The sequence below is a fragment of the Streptomyces sp. NPDC088747 genome (assembly GCF_044751025.1).
GTDB lineage: Bacteria > Actinomycetota > Actinomycetes > Streptomycetales > Streptomycetaceae > Streptomyces.
Genome location: NZ_JBIVKZ010000008.1, coordinates 143,796 through 163,794 on the forward strand (window position 1 = coordinate 143,796; position 19,999 = coordinate 163,794).

General features: G+C 70.9%; 15 protein-coding genes. 4 read left to right on the forward strand and 11 right to left on the reverse strand.

The window, feature by feature from the left end:
* Positions 1-39 precede the first annotated feature (39 nt).
* The gene (locus ACIP79_RS20500) at positions 40-882 is read left to right on the forward strand and encodes an FkbM family methyltransferase (RefSeq protein ID WP_401225216.1); all 843 of its coding nucleotides are present in this window, start codon (positions 40-42) and stop codon (positions 880-882) included.
* Positions 883-948: 66 nt separating this feature from the next.
* On the opposite strand, the gene ACIP79_RS20505 is transcribed toward ACIP79_RS20500, so the two are convergent.
* The 10 genes from ACIP79_RS20505 to rsmI form a co-directional block, all read right to left on the reverse strand.
* Positions 949-1,653, reverse strand: coding sequence for a LuxR C-terminal-related transcriptional regulator (locus ACIP79_RS20505; RefSeq protein ID WP_383685773.1), 705 nt, complete (start codon positions 1,651-1,653; stop codon positions 949-951).
* Positions 1,654-1,859: 206 nt separating this feature from the next.
* The gene (locus tag ACIP79_RS20510; RefSeq protein ID WP_401225218.1) at positions 1,860-3,746 is read right to left on the reverse strand and encodes a PQQ-binding-like beta-propeller repeat protein; all 1,887 of its coding nucleotides are present in this window, start codon (positions 3,744-3,746) and stop codon (positions 1,860-1,862) included.
* A gap of 82 nt (positions 3,747-3,828) precedes the next feature.
* The gene (locus ACIP79_RS20515; RefSeq protein WP_401225220.1) at positions 3,829-5,634 is read right to left on the reverse strand and encodes a PQQ-binding-like beta-propeller repeat protein; all 1,806 of its coding nucleotides are present in this window, start codon (positions 5,632-5,634) and stop codon (positions 3,829-3,831) included.
* Between the two features lie 227 nt (positions 5,635-5,861).
* Positions 5,862-7,670, reverse strand: coding sequence for an ABC-F family ATP-binding cassette domain-containing protein (locus ACIP79_RS20520; RefSeq protein ID WP_383685767.1), 1,809 nt, complete (start codon positions 7,668-7,670; stop codon positions 5,862-5,864).
* A gap of 56 nt (positions 7,671-7,726) precedes the next feature.
* Complete coding sequence (locus ACIP79_RS20525; protein WP_401225222.1) at positions 7,727-8,677, reverse strand: 4-(cytidine 5'-diphospho)-2-C-methyl-D-erythritol kinase; 951 nt, start codon at positions 8,675-8,677, stop codon at positions 7,727-7,729.
* Positions 8,674-9,564: a 16S rRNA (adenine(1518)-N(6)/adenine(1519)-N(6))-dimethyltransferase RsmA gene (rsmA, locus tag ACIP79_RS20530; protein ID WP_401225223.1), complete on the reverse strand. Its 891-nt coding sequence runs from the start codon at positions 9,562-9,564 to the stop codon at positions 8,674-8,676. The genes ACIP79_RS20525 and rsmA overlap by 4 nt, the downstream gene beginning before the upstream one ends.
* 256 nt (positions 9,565-9,820) lie before the next feature.
* Positions 9,821-11,245 (reverse strand): ubiquitin-like domain-containing protein, encoded by a 1,425-nt coding sequence (locus ACIP79_RS20535; RefSeq protein WP_401225225.1) that lies wholly within the window; start codon positions 11,243-11,245, stop codon positions 9,821-9,823.
* 80 nt (positions 11,246-11,325) lie between these two features.
* Positions 11,326-12,198 carry a TatD family hydrolase gene (locus ACIP79_RS20540; protein WP_401225227.1) on the reverse strand — a complete coding sequence of 291 codons (873 nt, stop codon included), beginning with the start codon at positions 12,196-12,198 and terminating at the stop codon, positions 11,326-11,328.
* Positions 12,199-12,343: 145 nt separating this feature from the next.
* Complete coding sequence (locus ACIP79_RS20545; RefSeq protein ID WP_401225229.1) at positions 12,344-12,796, reverse strand: hypothetical protein; 453 nt, start codon at positions 12,794-12,796, stop codon at positions 12,344-12,346.
* Between the two features lie 281 nt (positions 12,797-13,077).
* Positions 13,078-13,944 (reverse strand): 16S rRNA (cytidine(1402)-2'-O)-methyltransferase, encoded by an 867-nt coding sequence (rsmI, locus tag ACIP79_RS20550; RefSeq protein WP_401225232.1) that lies wholly within the window; start codon positions 13,942-13,944, stop codon positions 13,078-13,080.
* Between the two features lie 106 nt (positions 13,945-14,050).
* On the opposite strand from rsmI, the gene ACIP79_RS20555 reads away from it, so the two are divergent.
* A complete protein-coding gene (locus ACIP79_RS20555; protein WP_401225234.1) occupies positions 14,051-15,790 on the forward strand; it encodes a dolichyl-phosphate-mannose--protein mannosyltransferase in 1,740 nt (579 codons plus the stop codon).
* An 80-nt stretch (positions 15,791-15,870) separates the two neighbouring features.
* Here ACIP79_RS20555 and ACIP79_RS20560 read toward each other — a convergent pair whose 3' ends face one another.
* The gene (locus ACIP79_RS20560) at positions 15,871-16,257 is read right to left on the reverse strand and encodes a hypothetical protein (protein WP_401225237.1); all 387 of its coding nucleotides are present in this window, start codon (positions 16,255-16,257) and stop codon (positions 15,871-15,873) included.
* A gap of 276 nt (positions 16,258-16,533) precedes the next feature.
* Here ACIP79_RS20560 and ACIP79_RS20565 point away from each other — a divergent pair, with 276 nt between their 5' ends.
* Positions 16,534-18,177, forward strand: coding sequence for a penicillin-binding transpeptidase domain-containing protein (locus ACIP79_RS20565; protein WP_401225239.1), 1,644 nt, complete (start codon positions 16,534-16,536; stop codon positions 18,175-18,177).
* A 97-nt stretch (positions 18,178-18,274) separates the two neighbouring features.
* The gene (locus ACIP79_RS20570; protein WP_401225241.1) at positions 18,275-19,951 is read left to right on the forward strand and encodes a penicillin-binding transpeptidase domain-containing protein; all 1,677 of its coding nucleotides are present in this window, start codon (positions 18,275-18,277) and stop codon (positions 19,949-19,951) included.
* The last annotated feature ends 48 nt before the right edge of the window (positions 19,952-19,999 follow it).

Below are 19,999 nucleotides of genomic sequence, written 5' to 3' on the forward strand. Positions count from 1 at the left end.
CCGGGCGACAGGCTCTGGCCACAGCTCTACCATCGCGTGATGCGCCTCTCCGAGCTCGAAGAAGCCAATGCTCGTACGTTGGCCCACTCCACCATCGTCCGGCCGGTCGCAGCGGGTGAGATCATCCGTGTCCACCGGAAGAAGCACCCGTTCCGGGGTTACGTCGAGATCGACTCTCCGTACTGTCCGCCCTTCGTGATGTTCTGTGTGAACGATGACGCGGTGGCGCTCGAGACGCTGTGGAACGGTCACTTCGGGTACGAGCCCGGCTCGCTCGGCACGTGGGCACGGCTGGCCGCGAAGAGCGAGACGATAGCCGACGTCGGCGCGCACGTCGGGTACTTCTCGATGATCGCCGCGCTCGCCAACCCCGCGGCGAAGGTGCACTCCTTCGAGCCCGTCGACATGATCCACGCCCGTCTCGCGGTGAACGTGCGGAGCAACGGCGCCTCCAACGTGAAGCGTTACCAGGCGGGTGTCTCCAGCGAGGCCGGCTGGGCCGACATCAGTGTCCGCTTCTCCGCGAACCTGCTCTCCACCGGCTCGTCCCTGGAGATGGTCCCCGACGGCGCCGAGCTGAAGCGCATCCAGCTCATGAAGCTCGACGAGGTCTTCGCCGACAAGAAGCTGGACCTCATGAAGATCGACGTGGAGGGCCACGAGATGTCGGTCCTCAAGGGCGCCCGGCAGGTGCTCAAGCGCGACCGGCCGCACGTCATCCTGGAGGCGCTGGTCAACGCGCCCCTCGACCCGCTCCTCGATGAGTTCGGCCCGCTCGGCTACGACTGCCACTGGATCGCCGAGGCCGACGGGTCACTCGTCCCCTCGACCGCCGACCGCCCCAAGGGCACGCGGAACCTGTTGTTCACGCCCCGCGACTAGGGGCAGAGAGTGGGGAGCCGGGGAGCGCGGATCGCGCAACCCCGGCCAGGCCCCGCCCCGGCGCGGCTACCGCGGATCCTGCGGCACGTCGGCGAACGACGGCGCCACCGGTCCCGCCCGGTCCAGCAGCCCCGTACGGGCCGCCAGTGCCGCCGCCTCAAGACGCGAGCCCACGCCCAGTTTCATCAGCACCCGCTGGACATGGGTCCGTGCGGTGGACGGCGCGATCCCCATGCCGGCCGCGATGAGCCGGGTGTCCTCACCGTCCGCGACCCGCACCAGTACTTCCACCTCTCTGGGTGTCAGCATCTGGAGCAGCCGCTGGCCCTCGTCGTCGGGCTGCGCCGCCGGGTTGAGCAGTTCGCTGAACGCGCCCTGGAGAAGCTGCGGCGCCACGGCCGCCTCCCCCGCTCTGGCCTTCATGATCGCCCGCTCGACGCCCTCTATGCGCTCGTCGTGACGGACGTATCCCGAGGCACCGGCCGCGAACGCGGCGGCGATGCCGCGCGGGTTCGGGACCGGGCCGAGTACCAGGACCGCCACCTGCGGCCGCTCCTTCTTGATCTTCACCACCGGGTCGAAGATCCCCGGCTCGGCCGGTGTCGCCGTACCGATCAGGCACACCTCGGGTGCCCTTGTGATCACCAGCTCCGCCGCCCCGGCGGCAGGCGCCGCGGCGGCGAGCACCCGGTGCCCGCGCAGTTTCAAGGCCGAGGCCAACGCCTCCGCGAGCAGCCGGTGGTCGTCGACCACCATGAGCCGCACTCCCATCGAGCAACCCCCCAGTTCCCCCAAGCATCCCCACTGGTTCCCCGTGGATTAGGAGCCCCCCGGCTCTCCATCCACCGGAAGCTACACGCTTGTTCGACGTTGCGCTTCCCCTACTGGAGAGAAGTGCCCCGGATTACCGAAATTCCTCGCATTCGGGAGTGATGAGGGGTACGTGCACGGTCCCGCCCCTGAGCAGGGGCGGGAGTTCAGTTCGTGCCGAAGGCGACCGCCAGGTACTCCGTGTCATCCGCGCTGGACGGCTTGCGGGCGTAGACCTGGGACATGTACAGACGGCCGCCGCTGTACATGATCTCGGCGTAGTCCGGAAGCATGCTGGTCTCCGCGTCGCGGACCGTCTCGGTCGCCGGGTTCTCCAGGAGCTTGGTCTCCTTGAACGAGGTGCCGTCGATGGTCACGACCTGGCCGCCCTTGTCGTACGGCGGTCGCTTGTACGCGAGGACGTTGCCGCCGTCCATGCGCAGCGGGGAGATGTTGTAACCGTCACCCGCGTCCGCGCGCTCGCCGGTCTGCTTCCCGGTGGCCAGGTCGAAGGCGACGATCTCGTTGGTCCGGCTGTACTCGGCGCCGCCGTCGTGCTCCTCCGTCGGGATGTAGAGCTTGTCGTTGCCGACCACCAGCTGCGAACAGGCCTCGATCTTGGTGATGCCGTCGCACTTGGCGGCGTACTTCTTACCCGGCGCGGAGATCTTGGTGAGCAGCTTGCCGGTCTTGTTGTCGATGGAGAAGAAGTCCGAGATGCCACTGCCGTCACCGGCGGAGTCGCCGACGTCGGCGGCCACCACGAGCGGATTGGTCGAGACGACGCTCGCGTACTCGATACCGCTGGACATCTCGTACTCGGAGACCACCTTCCCCGACCTCGGGTCGATGGTCTGGATGTGGAGCTGCCTGTTGCTGCCGTACTCACCGCACTTGCGGACCGCGACCAGGGCATCGCCGCCGCCGTACCCGGAGTCGTAGCAGGTGTCGGTCGGCTTCGGTGCCCACAGCGACTTGCCGGTGGAGATGTCCAGGCCGGCGCCGCCGCTGGTACTGCCGACGGCGACGGTGTTTCCGCTCACGGTGACGTTGCCGAGGCTGATCTTCTGGTCACCGGACTTGACGGTCTTCGTCCACAGCTTCTTGCCCGTGCCGAGATCAAGGGCCGCGACCTCGCTGCAACCGTGCGACGGAGCGTCGTTGGTCGGCATGGCCGGCTCGTAGACGATCGCTGTCCGATCGGCGTCGTTGGTGTGGCGACTGGCCAGGCACACCGGGCCGGGGAGCGGGATGGTCCAGAGCTTGGCACCCGATTCGGGGTCGTAGCCGACGATCTCGGCGTTGCCGCTCTTGGCGTACACCTTGTCGGTGAGCCAGGAGCCGACGGTGGTCACACTGAGGTCGTCCTTCACAGCCGGCGCCGGGACCTGGAAGAGGACCTTGGAACTCGTGTCGGACGGCACCTTCTCCTTGCCTCCGCCGCCGGACGGGGTGTCGTCGCCCTTGTCGCCCTTGTCGTCCTTGCCGCCGGTGCCGCCGCCCGTCGTGTCCGAGGAGTTGTTCCTGCTGTCGTCGCCGGAGGAGTTCGCGTACAGGACACCGCCGCCCACGATCAGCGCGACGGCCACCACGGCCGCCACGATGATGACGACCGAGCTGTTGAACTTCCGTCCGCCGCCCGCGCCCTGGACGACGGTGGGGTATGGCGCCGCCTGGTAGGGCGCCTGCTGCGGATAGCCGTACGGAGGCTGCGGCTGCTGCTGCGGGCCCGGGTAGCCGTAACCCGGTCCGCCGGCCGGCGGGGGCGGGGTCTGCGGGTAGCCGTAGGGCTGCTGCGGCGGAGCGGCGGCCGAGGCCGCCTGCGGATAGCCGTAGCCGGGACCCTGCGCGGGCGGCGGGGGCGTCGGGGCGCCGAAACCACCCGGAGGAGGGCTCTGGGGCGCGCCGAAACCACCCGGGGGCGGATCCTGCGGCGCGCCGAAACCACCGGGCGGGGGATCCTGCGGTGCGCCGAAACCACCGGGCGGCGGGTCCTGCGGCGGCTGGCTCTGCGGCGGCTCGTTGGGGGGCGGCGGGGGCGGCGGCTGGGTCATGACGTGGGTACCTCGGGTGTGAAGGGGACGAGGGCGACGAGGTCGCGGTGGGGCCGGAGCGGGGCGGAGCGGGAGCGGCCGGTCACTCGCCGAAGGCGAGCATCAGCTTCTCCTCGGCCTCGCCCGTGCCCGTCAGCCGGGTGGTGGAGATGTAGAAGCGCCCGTCGACGTAGTCGACCGCCTTGGAGAAGAAGCCGTTCTCGATCTGCGCGGTGCCCTGCGGGTTCTGGAGCAGCTTCGTGGGCTTGTGGTCGCTGCCGGAAGTCGGGATCGACACGACCTGGCCGCCGGCGTCGTACGACGGCTGGACGTAGGCGATGAGGTTCGTGCCGTCCGTCTTCAGCGGCAGCATCGACTCGTCCGCCGGGGACTTGACGCGCCACTTCTCCTTGCCGGTCTCCAGGCTGATCGCGACGATCTCGTTGGCGCCGGTCGTCGCCTCGGTCGGCAGGTAGAGGGTGTTGGCGTCCGAGGCCGTACCGGTGCAGCCCTGGAGGTCACGGGCGAGGATGGCCCAGCCGCACTCGGGCGCGAACGTCTCGTCGACGTCTACCTGGGAACGGAGCGTGCCGTCGTTCTTCAGCGTGGAGATGTTCCACTGGTCCTTGTCCTCGTTGGTGAGGTAGAGGACGACGGGCTCGACGGAGTAGGCGCGCGCGACCTTCCAGCCCTTGGGGATCTTCTTGGTCCACCGGGCCTTGCCGGTCGCCGGGTCGAGCTCCTGCACCTCGTCGTGCTCGTTGTCGGTGCTGGCGCCGCAGGAGGCGACGGTGAGCAGTTTGGCGCCGCCGGTGAACGCGGAGGGGTAGCAGGCCTGCCCGTACTTCTCCTTGTTCCACAGCTTCTTGCCGGTGGAGGCGTCGTACGCGGTGCCCGACATGGACCGGCCGACCATCAGGGTGTCGCCGACGAGGGAGAGTTCGATGGACAGGGCGCTGTCGAAGAGCGCGCCGTCGGCGACCTCGGCGGTCCAGCCCTTCGTGCCGGTGGCGAGGTCGACCTCCTGGAGCTGGTTGCACTTGGCGCTGTCGCTCACACCGCTCATGTAGGCGACGACGACCTTGTCCGCGGACGTCTTCTGCGGGGTGACCGCACAGATCTTCTGCGGGAAGGTGAGCGTCTCCCAGGCGGGCTTGCCGTCACCGACGTTGAAGGCGAAGAGCTGCTTGTACGCCGCCTTCACCGCGGCCTTGTCGGTGATCCACTGGCCGGGTGCGTCGGCGCCCGAACCGGGGGCGTCGGGCGCCCCCTTGTACCAGAGCACCTTCGACTCGCCCGCCTGGCGGCCCTCGTTGAGGTTCTCCGGGTCCTCGCCGCCGTCGCCGCTGCCGTCGCCGGGGTTGACCGGGTCCTGGGAGCCGGTGGCCTTGCCATCGTCGCTCTTCTCCGCGACCGGCTTCCTGTCCCCGTCGTCACCACCGCTGTTGACGGCGAACACGGTGCCGCCGATGACGAGCAGTGCCGCCACCGCGGCACCGATGATCACCGCGGGCTTGCCCCGGAAGAAGCCACCGGACCCGCCGGAGCCACCGGGAGGCGGCGTGCCGGGTCCGCCGGGGTACTGCGCCTGGGGCGGATAGCCGTAGCCCGGCTGCTGCCCGTAGGGACCGGGCTGACCGTACGGGCCCGGCTGCTGCGGCTGGCCGTACGGACCCGGCTGGCCGTAGGGGCCGGGCTGCTGCGGCTGACCGTAGGGACCCGGCTGCTGGGGATACCCGTAACCCGGCTGTGGCGGTCCCGCGGGCGGTCCCTGTGGCGGCGTCGGGGCGTGCGGAGGCTGCGCGGGCGTCGGCGGAGCGCCCTGCGGCGGGCCGAACCCCCCTGCGCCGGACTGGTCCTGCGGTGCTCCGAACCCGCCCTGCGGCGGCTGACTCGGCGGCTGACTCATCAGCGCGTCCCCCTGTTCACTGATGCGGCGCCCCACCGGCGGCGTTGGATTCCCGCCATACCCGGTGGTTCTCAGACTTTTCTCAGACGGCTCTTTCTATCACTGTGCGGGGTCATGACACCGGGCCGGTGCTCCCCCTGTTCCCAAGGGAGGACCGGCCCGTGATGGGGTCGTTACGCGCCTTCACGGGGCCTTCACGCCCCGCGCGCACGGCGCACGCGCCCGGATCAGGCGTCTTCGGCCAACTCCAGCCAGCGCATTTCCAGTTCCTCGCGCTCCCCGGTCAACCTCCGCAGTTCGGCGTCGAGTTCGGCGACCTTCGCGAAGTCCGTCGCGTTGTCCGCGATCTGGGCGTGCAGCCTGGTCTCCTTCTCGGAGGCCTTGTCCAACTGCCGCTCGATCTTCTGGAGTTCCTTCTTGGCGGCGCGGGCGTCGGCGGCGGAGGCGGCCTTCGCGGTGGGGGCGGGCGCGGCGGCCAGTACGGCGGCGGCCGCGACCTCCTCCATCTTCCTGCGCCGCTCCAGGTACTCGTCGATCCCGCGCGGCAGCATCCGCAGCGTGGCGTCGCCGAGCAGCGCGTACACGTTGTCCGTGGTCCGCTCGATGAAGAACCGGTCGTGGGAGATCACGATCATCGACCCGGGCCAGCCGTCGAGCAGGTCCTCCAGCTGGGTGAGGGTCTCGATGTCCAGGTCGTTGGTGGGCTCGTCGAGGAAGAGGACGTTGGGCTCGTCCATCAGCAGGCGCAGCAGCTGGAGCCGCCGCCGCTCACCGCCGGAGAGGTCCCCGACGGGCGTCCACTGCTTGTCCTTGTTGAAGCCGAACGTCTCGCAGAGCTGGCCCGCGGTCAGTTCGCGGCCCTTGCCGAGGTCGACCCGGTCGCGTACCGCCTGGACGGCCTGCAACACCCGCCAGGTGGGGTCGAGTTCGGTGACCTCCTGGGAGAGGTAGGCGAGCTTGACGGTCTTGCCGGTGACGATCTGTCCGGCGACCGGCTGCTTGTCGCCGTCGCTGCGGGCGGCCTCGGCCATGGCCCGCAGCAGCGAGGTCTTGCCCGCGCCGTTGACCCCGACCAGACCGACGCGGTCGCCGGGGCCGAGGTGCCAGGTCAGGTGCTTGAGCAGCACCTTGGGGCCGGCCTGGACGGTGACGTCCTTGAGGTCGAAGACGGTCCTGCCGAGCCGGGAGCTGGCGAACTTCATCAGCTCGGAGGTGTCCCGCGGCGGCGGCACGTCCGCGATCAGTTCGTTGGCGGCCTCCACACGGAAGCGCGGCTTGGACGTACGGGCGGGGGCGCCGCGGCGTAGCCAGGCCAGCTCCTTGCGCACCAGGTTCTGCCGCTTCACCTCCTCGGTGGCGGCGATCCGCTCCCGCTCGGCGCGCGCGAAGACGTAGTCCGAGTAGCCGCCCTCGTACTCGTACACGTCGCCCTTCTGCACGTCCCACATGCGGGTGCAGACCTGGTCGAGGAACCAGCGGTCGTGGGTGACGCAGACGAGGGCCGAGCGCCGCTCGCGCAGGTGCTTGGCGAGCCAGGCGATGCCCTCGACGTCCAGGTGGTTGGTCGGCTCGTCGAGGATGACCAGGTCCTGGTCCTCGATGAGCAGCTTGGCCAGCGCGATACGGCGGCGCTCACCACCGGAGAGCGGGCCGATGACGGTGTCCAGCCCCTGCGGGAAGCCGGGCAGGTCGAGGCCGCCGAACAGGCCCGTCAGTACGTCCCTGATCTTGGCGTTGCCCGCCCACTCGTGGTCGGCCATGTCCCGGATGACCTCGTGCCGGACGGTGGCCTCGGGGTCGAGGGAGTCGTACTGGGTCAGCACGCCGAGGGTCAGCCCGCCGGAGTGGGTGACGCGTCCGGAGTCGGCCTCCTCCAGCTTGGCGAGCATCCGGATCAGGGTCGTCTTCCCGTCGCCGTTGCGGCCGACGACGCCGATGCGGTCACCCTCGCTGACGCCGAGGGAGACCCCGTCGAGCAGTGCACGGGTGCCGTACACCTTGCTGACGGACTCGACATTGACGAGGTTGACGGCCATTTCTCTCCTGACAGGGTGGACGATCGACCTTCACGACTGACGATCGACCTTCAAGACTAGTGCGCGCCCGGCGCCGGCACCGTGGCACCCGGTACGAGGACCGTGGCCCCCGGCGCGAGGACCGTGGCCCCCGGCGCGGCCCCGGACGCCGTGCGCACCGTCCGGCAGGTGCCGGAGGCGGACAGCGCCCCGGCGATCGCGTCCGCGGACTCCGGATCGCGGGCGAGGAACGCGGTGGTCGGACCCGAACCGGAGACGAGCGCGGCGAGGGCTCCGGCGGCGCGGCCGGCGGCCAGGGTCCTGGACAGTTCGGGGAAGAGCGAGAGAGCGGCGGGCTGGAGGTCGTTGGAGACGGCGCCCGCGAGGGCGGCGGCGTCCCCCTTCGCGAGGGCGGCGAGCAGTTCCGGCGAGGCGACGGGCTCGGGGATCCGCACGCCCTCGTTCATCCGGTCGAACTCCCGGAACACCGCCGGGGTGGACAGCCCGCGGTGGGCGGACGCGAACACCCAGTGGAAGGTCCCGCCGACCTCCAGGGCCTTCAGCCGCTCGCCCCGCCCGAGGCCGAGCGCCGCCCCGCCGACCAGAGCGAACGGCACGTCGCTGCCCAACTCGGCGCAGATCTCCAGGAGTTCTCCGCGCGAGGCGTTCGTGCCCCACAGGGTGTCGCAGGCGAGCAGGGCCGCGGCGCCGTCGGCGCTGCCGCCCGCCATGCCGCCCGCGACGGGGATGTCCTTGGCGATGTGGATGTGCACACGGGGGTCCACGCCGTACCGGCGGCCGAGCTCGATCGCGGCACGGGCGGCCAGGTTCGTCACGTCCAGCGGGACCTGGTCGGCGTCGGTGCCCACGCAGGTGACGCTCAGCTCGTCAGCCGGGGTCACCGTGACCTCGTCGTACAGGCCGACGGCGAGGAACACGTTGGCCAGGTCGTGGAAGCCGTCCGGGCGGGCGCCGCCCACCGAGAGCTGCACGTTGACCTTGGCGGGGGCGCGTACGGTCACGGTCACTTTGCCGCGGACTCCTTGTGCTGGGCGTGCTGGGCGTGCTCGGCGACGCGGGCGAACTCCTCGACCGTGAGGGACTCGCCGCGGGCCTGCGGTGAGACTCCGGCGGCGACGAGCGCGGTCTCGGCGGCGGCCGGGGATCCCGCCCACCCTGCGAGGGCGGCGCGCAGCGTCTTGCGCCGTTGCGCGAAGGCGGCGTCCACCACGGCGAACACCTCGCGCCTCGACGCGGTGGTCCTGATGGGTTCGGCGCGCCGGGTGAGCGACACCAGCCCGCTGTCGACGTTCGGCGCGGGCCAGAAGACGTTGCGCCCGATGGAACCGGCCCGCTTCACGTCCGCGTACCAGTTGGCCTTCACCGACGGCACGCCGTACACCTTCGAGCCCGGCGGCGCCGCGAGCCGGTCGGCGACCTCGGCCTGCACCATCACCAGCGTCCGCTCGATGGACGGGAAGGTCTCCAGCATGTGCAGCAGCACGGGGACGGCGACGTTGTACGGCAGGTTCGCGACGAGCGCGGTGGGGGCGGGGCCGGGGAGTTCCCGTACCCGCATCGCGTCGCTGTGCACGAGCGAGAACCGCCCGGCGCGCTCCGGCATGCGTGCCGCGACGGTCGCCGGGAGCGCCCCGGCGAGTACGTCGTCGATCTCCACCGCGACGACCCGGTCCGCGGCCTCCAGCAGCGCGAGCGTCAGGGAGCCGAGCCCCGGGCCCACCTCGACGACCACGTCGTCGGGGCGCACGTCGGCGGTACGCACGATGCGCCGCACCGTGTTCGCGTCGATCACGAAGTTCTGGCCGCGCTGCTTGGTGGGCCGCACGCCGAGGGCACCCGCGAGTTCGCGGACGTCGGCGGGGCCCAGGAGGGCGTCGGAGGTGGGACTGCTCACGAGGCAAGGGTACGGGTGGATCGGGCCCCGGCGTTTCCTCGCCCCCTCCGCCCCTACCCGTCCCTTGTTTCTGGGGGCTGCCGCCCCCAGACCCCCGCATCGCGCTGACGCGCTCGTCCTCAAACGCCGGACGGGCTGAAAGATTTCTAGCGCCGCCCGGCGGAAAATTTCAGCCCCTCCGGCGTTTGAGGAGCGGGGGTTCGGGGGCGGAGCCCCCGAGAGACGGGACGGGAAGGGGCGGAGGGGGCGAAAAACCTCACCCCTGCAACCGCGCACCACAGTGCGGCCAAGGACTCGCCCCTCGGCGCACGTACAGCTTCTTCGCCCGGAAGGTCTGCTCCGCGGCGGGCGCGTCCTGAGGCCGCCCGGCACCGCCGAGCCCCTGCCAGGTCCGGGTGTCGAACTGGTAGAGCCCTCCGTACGTACCGGAGGGATCCACCGCCCCGGCCCGCCCCCCCGACTCACAGGCGGCAAGCCCGGCCCAGTCAAGATGATCCGCTCCACCGACAGACGTGGGCATCGGCTTCGTACCGACCTTCACCACCTGCGCCCGCGGCTCCCGCACCACCTCGGAACGCACCCGCCGCGGCTTCTGCCTGACACCGTTGACGGTCCGCAGGAGATACGTGACCCGCCGGGCCCCGGGCTGCCCGGCCCGCTCGACCACCTCGGTGCCCCGGAACAGCGAGGGATCCCGCGTCCGCTCCACGGCGAACGGGATCGACTCCTCGCGGACCTCCTTGCTCCCGGTGATCCGCATGACGGTGACCGTCTGCCCGTCACGGGGAAAGCTGCCGGCCGCGACGGAGGTGGTGTCCTGCCCGTGGAGGGTGATCCCGGCCTCGTCGAGGGTCTCCCCCACGGTCGCCACGTTCGTCCGGATCGTCCGCGCCCGGCCGTCCGCCATGATCGTCACGGTGCGCTCGGTACGGACGTCGAGGGTGAGCCCGGCGCGGCCGATCCGCTGGGAGCGCGAGGCCGACAGGTACGCCCCCTCCGCGCGCACCCCGAGCTGCCGGAGCGCGCCGGCCACCGTGTGCTCCGTCGTCCACACCTCGCGCGGCTGCCCGTCGAGCGTGAGGCGCACGGGGCGCCCGTAGTGCACGGCGACCTCGTCACCGGTGGCGAGAGCGGTGCCGGGCGCGGGCGCCACGACGTCGTGCGCCCCCACGTCTACGCCCTCGGCGGCGAGCAGTTCGGTCACGTCGTCCGCGAAGGTGTGCAGCGTGCGCGGCTTCCCGTCGACGCTGAGCTCGATCGCCTTGTCGTTGGCGACGAAGGCGGAGGTCCCGCCGGCCAGGAACGCCACGACCAGCGCCTGCGGGAGCAGCCGCCGCAGGGACTCGGGGCGCTCGCCCGACCCCTTGCGCCGGGACGCGCGCCGGGCCTCGGCACGCCCGCCGCCCGATACGACGGCGCCGCCGTCGGAGACGCTCTCGAAGGCGGCCTGCCGAGGCAGCCGGGGCTCAGTGGGAAGGTCCGACAGGTCCGACTCCGGCACACGCGCCTCATCGACCTCGTACGCCTCGTACGCCTCGTACGCGGGCACATACGTGTCCCCGTAGGTCGGCGTATACGGCGGCGCGTACGGCTCGTACTGCGAGTTGCTCACGACGGCACGCTCCGGAGGGCAGGTGGAGGAAGACGGTGGGCGACCAGAACCTAGCGGAGCGGTCGTCACTCTCCAAAGCGACGCGACTACACGGAGTCGCGGCTCTGCCCGGCGCCTCCCCCCGGAGGAACCCCCGTTAGCGTTATGCGTCAGTAATCAAACGCACGCGCGGTGTTCGCGGAGATCGAGGTCGCCAGGGCGTCCTCGTCGATGCCGCGCACCGCGGCCATCGCGCGGACCGTGACCGGAATGAGATACGGCGCGTTAGGCCGTCCGCGGTACGGCGCGGGCGTCAGGAACGGCGCGTCGGTCTCCACCAGGACGAGTTCCAGCGGCGCGGCGGCGAGCGCGTCGCGCAGCGGCTGGGCGTTCTTGAAGGTCATGTTGCCGGCGAAGGACATGAAGTACCCGGCGCGGGCGCACACTTCGGCCATCGCCGCGTCACCGGAGTAGCAGTGGAAGACGGTCCGCTCGGGAGCGCCCTCCTCCTTGAGGACGCGCAGCACGTCGGCGTGGGCGTCGCGGTCGTGGATGACCAGCGCCTTGCCGTGCCGCTTGGCGATCTCGATGTGCGCCCGGAAGGACCGCTCCTGGGCGGCCACGCCCTCGGGTCCGGTGCGGAAGTGGTCGAGCCCGGTCTCGCCGACGCCCTTGACCTGCGGCAGCGCGGCCAGCCTGTCGATCTCGGCGAGCGCCTCGTCCAGCGCGGCGTCACCGCCCGGGGACCGCTCGCCCTGCCGGGACCAGCCGTCGGGGTCGCCGTGCACGATCCGGGGCGCTTCGTTGGGGTGCAGCGCGACCGTCGCGTGGACGGCGTCGTACGCGGCGGCCGTCTTCGCCGCCCAGCGCGAGCCCTGCACGTCGCAGCCGACCTGGACGACCGTCGTCACGCCGACCGAGGCGGCCTTCGCGAGGGCCTCGTCCACCGTGCCGGACTGCATGTCGAGGTGGGTGTGCGAGTCGGCGACGGGCACGCGCAACGGCTCGGGGAGGGGCGGGGTTTCGGTCCTGTCGGAGGGCATGCCCCGATCCTACGAAAGGGGCACGCCCGGCCTCACCCGAGCCCGATCCCGAGCCCCGGGGCCCCCTCAGGGACACCCGACCCGGGTCCCTCTCAGGGACACCCGACCCCGGGCCCTCTCAGGGACACCCGACCCCGCCCGGGGGTCACCCCGCCCTGCGGTGCGCGAACGGGTGCAGCAGGTCCGAGAGGTGCCAGTGGTGCGGCTCCCGGTGCGGCGCGTCCTGCGCCCGCCCGGGGGACTCCTCGCGCGCTTCCTCGTACGCTTCCTGACCGGCCTCCACGGGCCGCTGCCGCTGCTGGGTCCGCTGGAGGCGGTGGAAGGAGTCCTGGGCGGAGGACACCTGCCCGGCGCGCATGATGCGCACCACGTGGTTGTCGCAGTTCAGACAGGTGGGCCGGCTCAGCGGCGACGGCACGACCTGTCCGTTCGCGACGTACATCACGAACTCGGTGCCCTCGGCGTTGAGGTGGTGCTCTATCTCGTACGACTGCTCCCACCCGTGCCCGCAGCGCATGCAGGCGAAGGAGTACGACTCGTTGACGACGGCGGTGGCCGCTGCGCTGCGGGGACCGGTCTGTCCTGCGATCTCACTCATGCCAGCTCCTCTGTCCGCTGGACAAGCGCCTCCGGCCGGCGGAGGCGGAGGGACGGAGCGTCCCTGTCATCCAGTGGACGCCTCCGCCGGGGCGAGCGCACGAGACCTGTCGAGTGTTGGAGCCGTCTTGGCCTTTCCTTGCCTCGACACCTCTGGTGGCGGGCCTGGGCTTTGCCTTTCGCGAGGGCCCTTTGCCCGTTTTTGGAGCAGCGCCGACGCCCTGCTCACGGGCGATCACGAGGCCGGGGTTCCCGGCGCTTCGCGCGAGTTTCCGGCGGGGCCTACGGAGCCTGCGAGGCGCCCGCCCTGGCCGCGTTCTTCGCCGCCACCACCGCGTCGAAGACCTCCCGCTTGGGAATCCCGGCCTCCGCCGCGACCACCGCGATCGCCTCCTTGCGCCGCTCCCCCGCCTCCTCGCGCACCTGGACCCTGCGCACCAGCTCGGCGGCGTCCAGCAGTTCGGCCTTCTCCGGGGCGCCTTCGACGACGACGCTGATCTCGCCCCGTACCCCTTCGGCGGCCCAGGCGGCCAGCTCGGCCAGCGGGCCCCGCCTGACCTCCTCGTACGTCTTGGTCAGCTCGCGGCAGACCGCGGCCCGGCGCTCGGCGCCGAAGACCTCGGCCATCGCGGCGAGGGTGTCGTCGAGGCGGTGCGGCGCCTCGAAGTAGACGAGGGTGCGGCGCTCCTCGGCGACCTCGCGGAGCCGGGAGAGCCGCTCGCCGGCCTTCCTCGGCAGGAAGCCCTCGAAGCAGAAGCGGTCCACGGGCAGCCCGGACAGCGCGAGCGCGGTGAGCACGGCGGAGGGGCCGGGTACGGCGGTGACCTTGATGTCCTTCTCGACGGCCGCCGCGACCAGCCGGTATCCGGGGTCCGACACCGACGGCATCCCGGCGTCGGTCACGAGCACCACCCGCGCCCCGCCGACCAGCGCCTCGACGAGTTCGGGCGTACGGGCGGCCTCGTTGCCCTCGAAGTACGAGACCACGCGGCCGCCGATCTGCACGCCCAGCGCCTGGGTGAGCCGGCGCAGCCGCCGGGTGTCCTCGGCGGCGACGACATCGGCCCCGGCCAGTTCCTGGGCGAGCCGGGGCGGCGCGTCCGAGATGTCACCGATGGGGGTGCCTGCCAACACAAGGATTCCGTTCACCGCCCCATCCTCGCAGGGACCCACGGAGGCGGGCTCATCCGCAGGCAATCCGGACGGATGGGCCCAGGCGCGGGACTCCCACAGATGGGTTCCCTACGATGGCGCGGTGACCAGTACCGCGTCCTCCACGGACACCCGGCAGGGCCAGGCCGCCGAAGACCAGCGGCCGTCGTGGCAGCAGCGGCTGCGCCGCTTCGGATACACGGCGACGCCGCCCATCGACGTACGCGAGCGGCTGGTGCCGCCGTACGCCGAGCCCAGCCCGCGCATCTGGGCGGCGATCGGGCTGCGCCAGAAGGCCGCCGAGCGCGTGACGCGCTGGTCGGCGTGGGGAGGACCGCTGCTGGTGACGCTGGTCGCCGGCCTGATGCGGTTCTGGAACCTGGGCAGTCCCAGGGCGGTGATATTCGACGAGACGTACTACGCCAAGGACGCCTGGGGGCTCTTCAACCGCGGCTACGAGGTCAACTGGCCCAAGGACGCCAACACCCTGATCCTCCAGGGCGACGGCAACGTCCGGATCCCGACCGACCCGGCCTATGTCGTGCACCCGCCGGTCGGCAAGTACGTCATCGGGCTCGGCGAGTGGATGTTCGGGTTCAACCCCTTCGGCTGGCGCTTCATGACCGCGCTGCTCGGCACGCTGTCGGTGCTGCTGCTCTGCCGGATCGGGCGCCGTCTGTTCCGCTCCACCTTCCTCGGCTGCCTGGCCGGCGCGCTGATGGCGGTCGACGGCCTGCACTTCGTGATGAGCCGCACCGCCCTGCTCGACGGCGTGCTCATGTTCTTCGTCCTCGCCGCCTTCGGCTGCCTGGTCATCGACCGCGACAGGAACCGCGCCAGACTGGCCGCCGCGCTACCGCCGGACGAGAACGGTTTCGTACGCCCCGACGCTCACATCGCCAGAACCACCCGCCTGGGCTGGCGCCCGTGGCGCTGGGCGGCAGGCCTCATGCTGGGCCTGGCCTTCGGCACCAAGTGGAACGCGCTCTACGTCCTGCTCGCGTTCGGTGCGATGACCTTCCTCTGGGACGTCGCCGCCCGCCGCGTGGCCGGCGCCCGATACCCGTACCTGGTGGCCCTCAGGCGCGACGCGCTCATCACGTTCGTGTCCACCGTCCCGGTCGTCATGGCCACCTACCTGATCTCCTGGACCGGCTGGATCCTCTCGCCCGAGAACGGCAAGGGCGGCTACTACCGCAACTGGGCCGTGACCGACGGCAGGGGCGGCGACTTCACCTGGATCCCCGACTGGGCGCGCAGCCTGTGGCACTACGAGAACGAGGTCTACGCCTTCCACGTCGGCCTCTCCTCCCCGCACACCTACCAGTCGAACCCGTGGAGCTGGCTCGTCCTGGGCCGCCCGGTCTCCTACTTCTACGAGTCCCCGGCCCCCGGCACCGACGGCTGCCCCACGGACGCGGGCGAGAAGTGCGCCCGCGAGGTCCTGGCGCTCGGCACCCCGCTCCTGTGGTGGGCGGCCTGCTTCGCGATCCTGTACGTCCTGTGGCGCTGGGTGTTCCGCCGCGACTGGCGCGCGGGCGCGATCGCCTGCGGCATCGCGGCCGGCTACCTCCCCTGGTTCATGTACCAGCAGCGCACGATCTTCTTCTTCTACGCCGTCGTCTTCGTCCCCTTCCTCTGCCTGGCCGTCACGATGATGATCGGCGCGATCATCGGCCCCCCGGGCTCCACAGAACGCCGCCGAGTAGCAGGAGCCACCGCCGCAGGAGTCCTGGTCCTCCTGATCGCCTGGAACTTCATCTATTTCTGGCCGATCTACACGGGCCAGGCCATCCCCATCGACAGCTGGCGGTCACGGATGTGGCTGGATACGTGGGTCTAGCCGGTCACAATCATCGAGAGGGCGCGGCGGGTCGCCGCGCCCCCTCGTTGGTCGCCGGTCGATGCCCCCGGTGTTCGTCATCACGGCCGAGGCCGTGGCGGCATCTCCCTGAGGATGTCGTCGATGCGCCCGTTGCTGGCCTCGTAGCCGGCGCCGCCGTCCTCCAGGAGCATGATGCGGCGGATCTTCTCCGCCGAGAGGCCCCGGTCGTACAGCCCGAGCACCTGCTCGCGCCACGCTATGGCGGACATCGCACCGTCGATCGCCCAGTGGGCGTGCAGGGATTCCCGCGACAGCTGCTGGGCCTGCGCGAGTGCCAAGTCCGCCCGCTGCAGGCTCAGTTCCGCCTGGACCCGGCTCTGTTCCAGTGCGGCGTCAGCCTTGCGCAGGCTGCGGCGAGCGAAGAACACGGAGATGACGTTCGCGATCACGGCGGATAACGCCGCGATGATCGTCCACAGTTCCAAAGCGTTGCCTCCTGTCAAATGCCCTCAAGGTCACTGCCTTCGACGAGCCGACTCCCCCGTCCACGCCCGTGTAGGAGTTACCCAGCGAGCCGGGGCCATCCCCATCGGCGGTCGGTGTTCACGTACGTGGCCGGCCACCCGGGCCCGATGGTCCGGTCTAACAATCGGGGAACACCGCTCCCACGTGTCACTGCTCGCGCATAGAGTGCGAGGAGACGACCTTTTCTGAACGCGTTCATAAGTTCGGGGAGGCGTACACGGGGAGGGGAGCGCGGGATGCGCAAGGGGGCGAAGAGCGTCATCGTCGGCGGGGTGTTCGCGGTGATGGTGGGGGGTGCCGGGTACGGCGCCTACAACGTGGTGAACGCGGTGAGCGGGGACGGGGGCTCCGGTTCGTCGGGTCCCGCCGCGGTGAAGAGCGGGCCGCCGGACGCCGACGAGGTCAAGGAGGCGTCGGACGGGTTCTTCGCCGCCTGGGAGAAGGGCGACGCGGTCACGGCGGCGGGGTACACGAACAACGACGCGGACGCGCAACTGGTGCTGACCAGCTACGGAGACACCGGGCACATCACCGGCGTGCGGATCACACCGGGCACGCCGTCCGGCGCGTCCGTGCCGTTCTCGGTCAAGGCGACGGTGTCGTTCGACGGAAAGAGCAAGCCACTCTCGTACGACTCCGAGCTGACCGTCGTACGCGGGCGCACCACCGGTAAGGCGCTGGTCGACTGGCAGCCGTCCGTCGTCCACCCCGACCTGGAGAAGGGCGACACCTTCGTCACGGGCGAGGCGGCGAACCCGCCGATCGAGGCCGTGGACCGGAACAACGTTGTCCTGAGCGCGAAGAAGTACCCGTCCCTCGGCCCGGTCCTGGACGAACTGCGTGAGAAGTACGGCGACTCTGCGGGCGGCACCGCCGGCGTCGAGCTGGCGATCAGACACGCGGACCAGAACGCGGGCGACACGACACTCCTGACCCTCGCCAAGGGCGTGCCCGGCAAGCTGCGCACCACGCTCAGCGCGACCGCGCAGGCGGCGGCCGAGCAGGCCGTCAAGAGTTACGACCAGTCGTCCGTGGTCGCCGTGAAACCGAGCACCGGCGAGGTCCTCGCCGTCGCCAACAACCGCGAGGACGCCTTCAACGCGGCCTTCCTCGGCAAGGTGGCCCCCGGCTCCACGATGAAGATCATCACCGCGGCGATGTTCATCGACAACGGCGTCACCTCGATGAACGGCCCCGCGCCCTGCCCGCCGACCGCCACCTGGCAGAGCCAGACCTTCAAGAACCTCACGGGGATGGAGCCCAACGAGAGCGCCAGCCTCTCCAACAGCTTCATGCGGTCCTGCAACACCGCCTTCGTGAAGCTCATCGACGGCAGCGACGCGAGGCCCCTCACCGACGAGTCGCTGACGACCGAGGCGCAGACCCGGTTCGGTCTCGGCCAGGACAACTGGAAGACCGGCATCGCGTCCTTCGACGGCAGCGTCCCCGCCTCCGGCGGCCCGGACCGCGCGGCGAACGCGATCGGCCAGGGCCAGGTCCAGATGAGCCCGCTGAACATGGCCTCGGTGACGGCGACCGCCATCACCGGCACCTTCCGGCAGCCGGTCATCGTGTCGCCCGAGCTCGACGACCGCCAACTGGCCACCGCCAAGGGACTGCCCGCGGACACCGTCTCCCAGCTCCGCTCGATGATGAACGCCACCGCGGTCAGCGGCACCGCCGCCAAGGTCATGGCCGGACTCGGCGGCAGCATCGGCGCCAAGACCGGCTCGGCCGAGGTCGACGGGAAGGCCGTGTCCGACAGCTGGTTCACCGGCTACCGCGACGACATCGCGGCGGCCGCGCTGGTCCAGGGCGGCGGCCACGGCGGCGACGCGGCCGGGCCGATCGTCGCAGGTGTGCTACGAAGCGGTGGCTGAAGTCACTCCTCACAGCACGGGACCCTAGGGTGGTGCCTCTCGTTGAGGTGTGTGTGGGCGCGGGGGCACCAGGGGAACCAGCGGAGGACAGGTAGCTGTGGGCAACAGAAGACGCGTCGCCGAACGCAAGGGCATCAAGGCGAAGCCGGCCGTCCTGGGCGGAGTGATCGCCCTGGCCGTCGTCGGCGGCGCGTTCGGCGCGTACAGCCTGTACGGCGGTGACGCGGCGGCCGAGGACAGGACGTCGACGGCCGCCGACCGCAAGGACGTCAAGACCGGCCCGCTGTCCGCCGTCGAGGTGACCACCGCGGCGACGAAGTTCCTCACCGCCTGGCAGAGCGGCGCCGTCGCCGGCGCCGCCGCGGCCACCGACGACCCGGCCGCCGCCAAGACGCTGCTCACCGGCTACACCAAGGACGCGCACATCACCGGCGTGACCCTGACGAGCGGCACCCGGACGGGCGCCACCCTGCCGTTCTCCGTCAAGGGCACCGTCACGTACAAGGGCACCAGCAAGCCGCTCTCGTACGAGTCGAAGCTGACGGTCGTACGGCGGGCCGAGGACGGTGTCGCGCTGGTCGGCTGGAAGCCGTCCGTGGTGCACCCCGACCTCCAGGACGGCGACCGGCTGGTCACCGGCGAGTCCGGTACGCCCCCGATCACGGCCCTCGACAAGCACGGCGGCAAGCTGACCACGGCCAAGTACCCGTCCCTGGGCACGGTGTTGGACGGACTGCGCGAGAAGTACGGCAAGACGGCCGGCGGCAAGGCGGGCATCGAACTCCAGGTGATCCGCAAGGCCGCGGCCAAGGGCGCGGAGAAGACCCCGGACAAGACACTGCTGACACTCAGCGAGGGCACGCCGGGGACCGTTCAGACGACCCTCAGCCCCACCCTCCAGGCCGCGGCCGAGGCGCAGGTGGCCAAGAAGGCCAAGTCGTCGGTGGTCCTGATGGTCCCCTCGACCGGCGAGATCCTCGCGGTCGCGAACCAGAGCCACGGCTTCAACACCGCCTTCCAGGGCTCCCTCGCCCCCGGCTCCACGATGAAGGTCATCACGGCCTCGCTGCTCATCGACAAGGACCTCGCCTCGGCCGACGAGCAGCACCCGTGCCCCAAGACGTTCACGTACGGCAACTGGAAGTTCCACAACGACGACGACTTCCAGATCAAGAACGGCACGTTCAAGGCGAGCTTCGCGCGGTCCTGCAACACCGCGTTCATCAGCCAGGCGGGCGACCTGGAGAACGACAGCCTCACCAAGCAGGCCCAGGACGTGTTCGGCCTCGGCATGAACGACTGGGCGATCGGCGTCCCGACCTTCGACGGCTCGGTGCCGGTGCAGTCGGCTGCGCAGATGGCGGCCTCGCTGATCGGCCAGGGCGGGGTCCGCATGAACCCGCTGAACATGGCGTCGGTCGCCGCCACCGTCAAGGCGGGCACCTTCCACCAGCCGTACCTGGTCGCCCCGTCCGTGGACAAGCGCACGCTCGCCACCGCCTCCCGCACCCTGTCGGCCGACACCCTCTCCCAACTCCGCGAACTCATGCGGTACACCGCCGCGTACGGCACCGCCGCCGAGGCGATGTCCGGTCTCGGCCCCGACTACGGCGCGAAGACCGGCTCCGCCGAGGTCGACGGCCAGAAGAAGCCGAACGGCTGGTTCACCGCGTACAAGGGCGATCTGGCCGCGGCGGGCGTAGTCCAGCAGGGTGGCCACGGCGGCGACACGGCGGGCCCGATCGTGGCGGCGCTGCTGAAGGCTGCGAGCTAGGGCCTGTCTGACAGCCGGGGCGGCCGGTATCCGTTCCCCGGAACTCAT

Coding starts and splice junctions, on each gene's coding strand:
- ACIP79_RS20500 (WP_401225216.1), top strand. CDS start 40: ATGCGCCTCTCCGAGCTCGAAGAAGCCAATGCTCGTACGTTGGCCCAC.
- ACIP79_RS20565 (WP_401225239.1), top strand. CDS start 16,534: ATGCGCAAGGGGGCGAAGAGCGTCATCGTCGGCGGGGTGTTCGCGGTG.
- ACIP79_RS20505 (WP_383685773.1), bottom strand. CDS start 1,653: ATGGGAGTGCGGCTCATGGTGGTCGACGACCACCGGCTGCTCGCGGAG.
- ACIP79_RS20545 (WP_401225229.1), bottom strand. CDS start 12,796: ATGAGTGAGATCGCAGGACAGACCGGTCCCCGCAGCGCAGCGGCCACC.
- ACIP79_RS20510 (WP_401225218.1), bottom strand. CDS start 3,746: ATGACCCAGCCGCCGCCCCCGCCGCCCCCCAACGAGCCGCCGCAGAGC.
- ACIP79_RS20520 (WP_383685767.1), bottom strand. CDS start 7,670: ATGGCCGTCAACCTCGTCAATGTCGAGTCCGTCAGCAAGGTGTACGGC.
- ACIP79_RS20515 (WP_401225220.1), bottom strand. CDS start 5,634: ATGAGTCAGCCGCCGAGTCAGCCGCCGCAGGGCGGGTTCGGAGCACCG.
- ACIP79_RS20540 (WP_401225227.1), bottom strand. CDS start 12,198: ATGCCCTCCGACAGGACCGAAACCCCGCCCCTCCCCGAGCCGTTGCGC.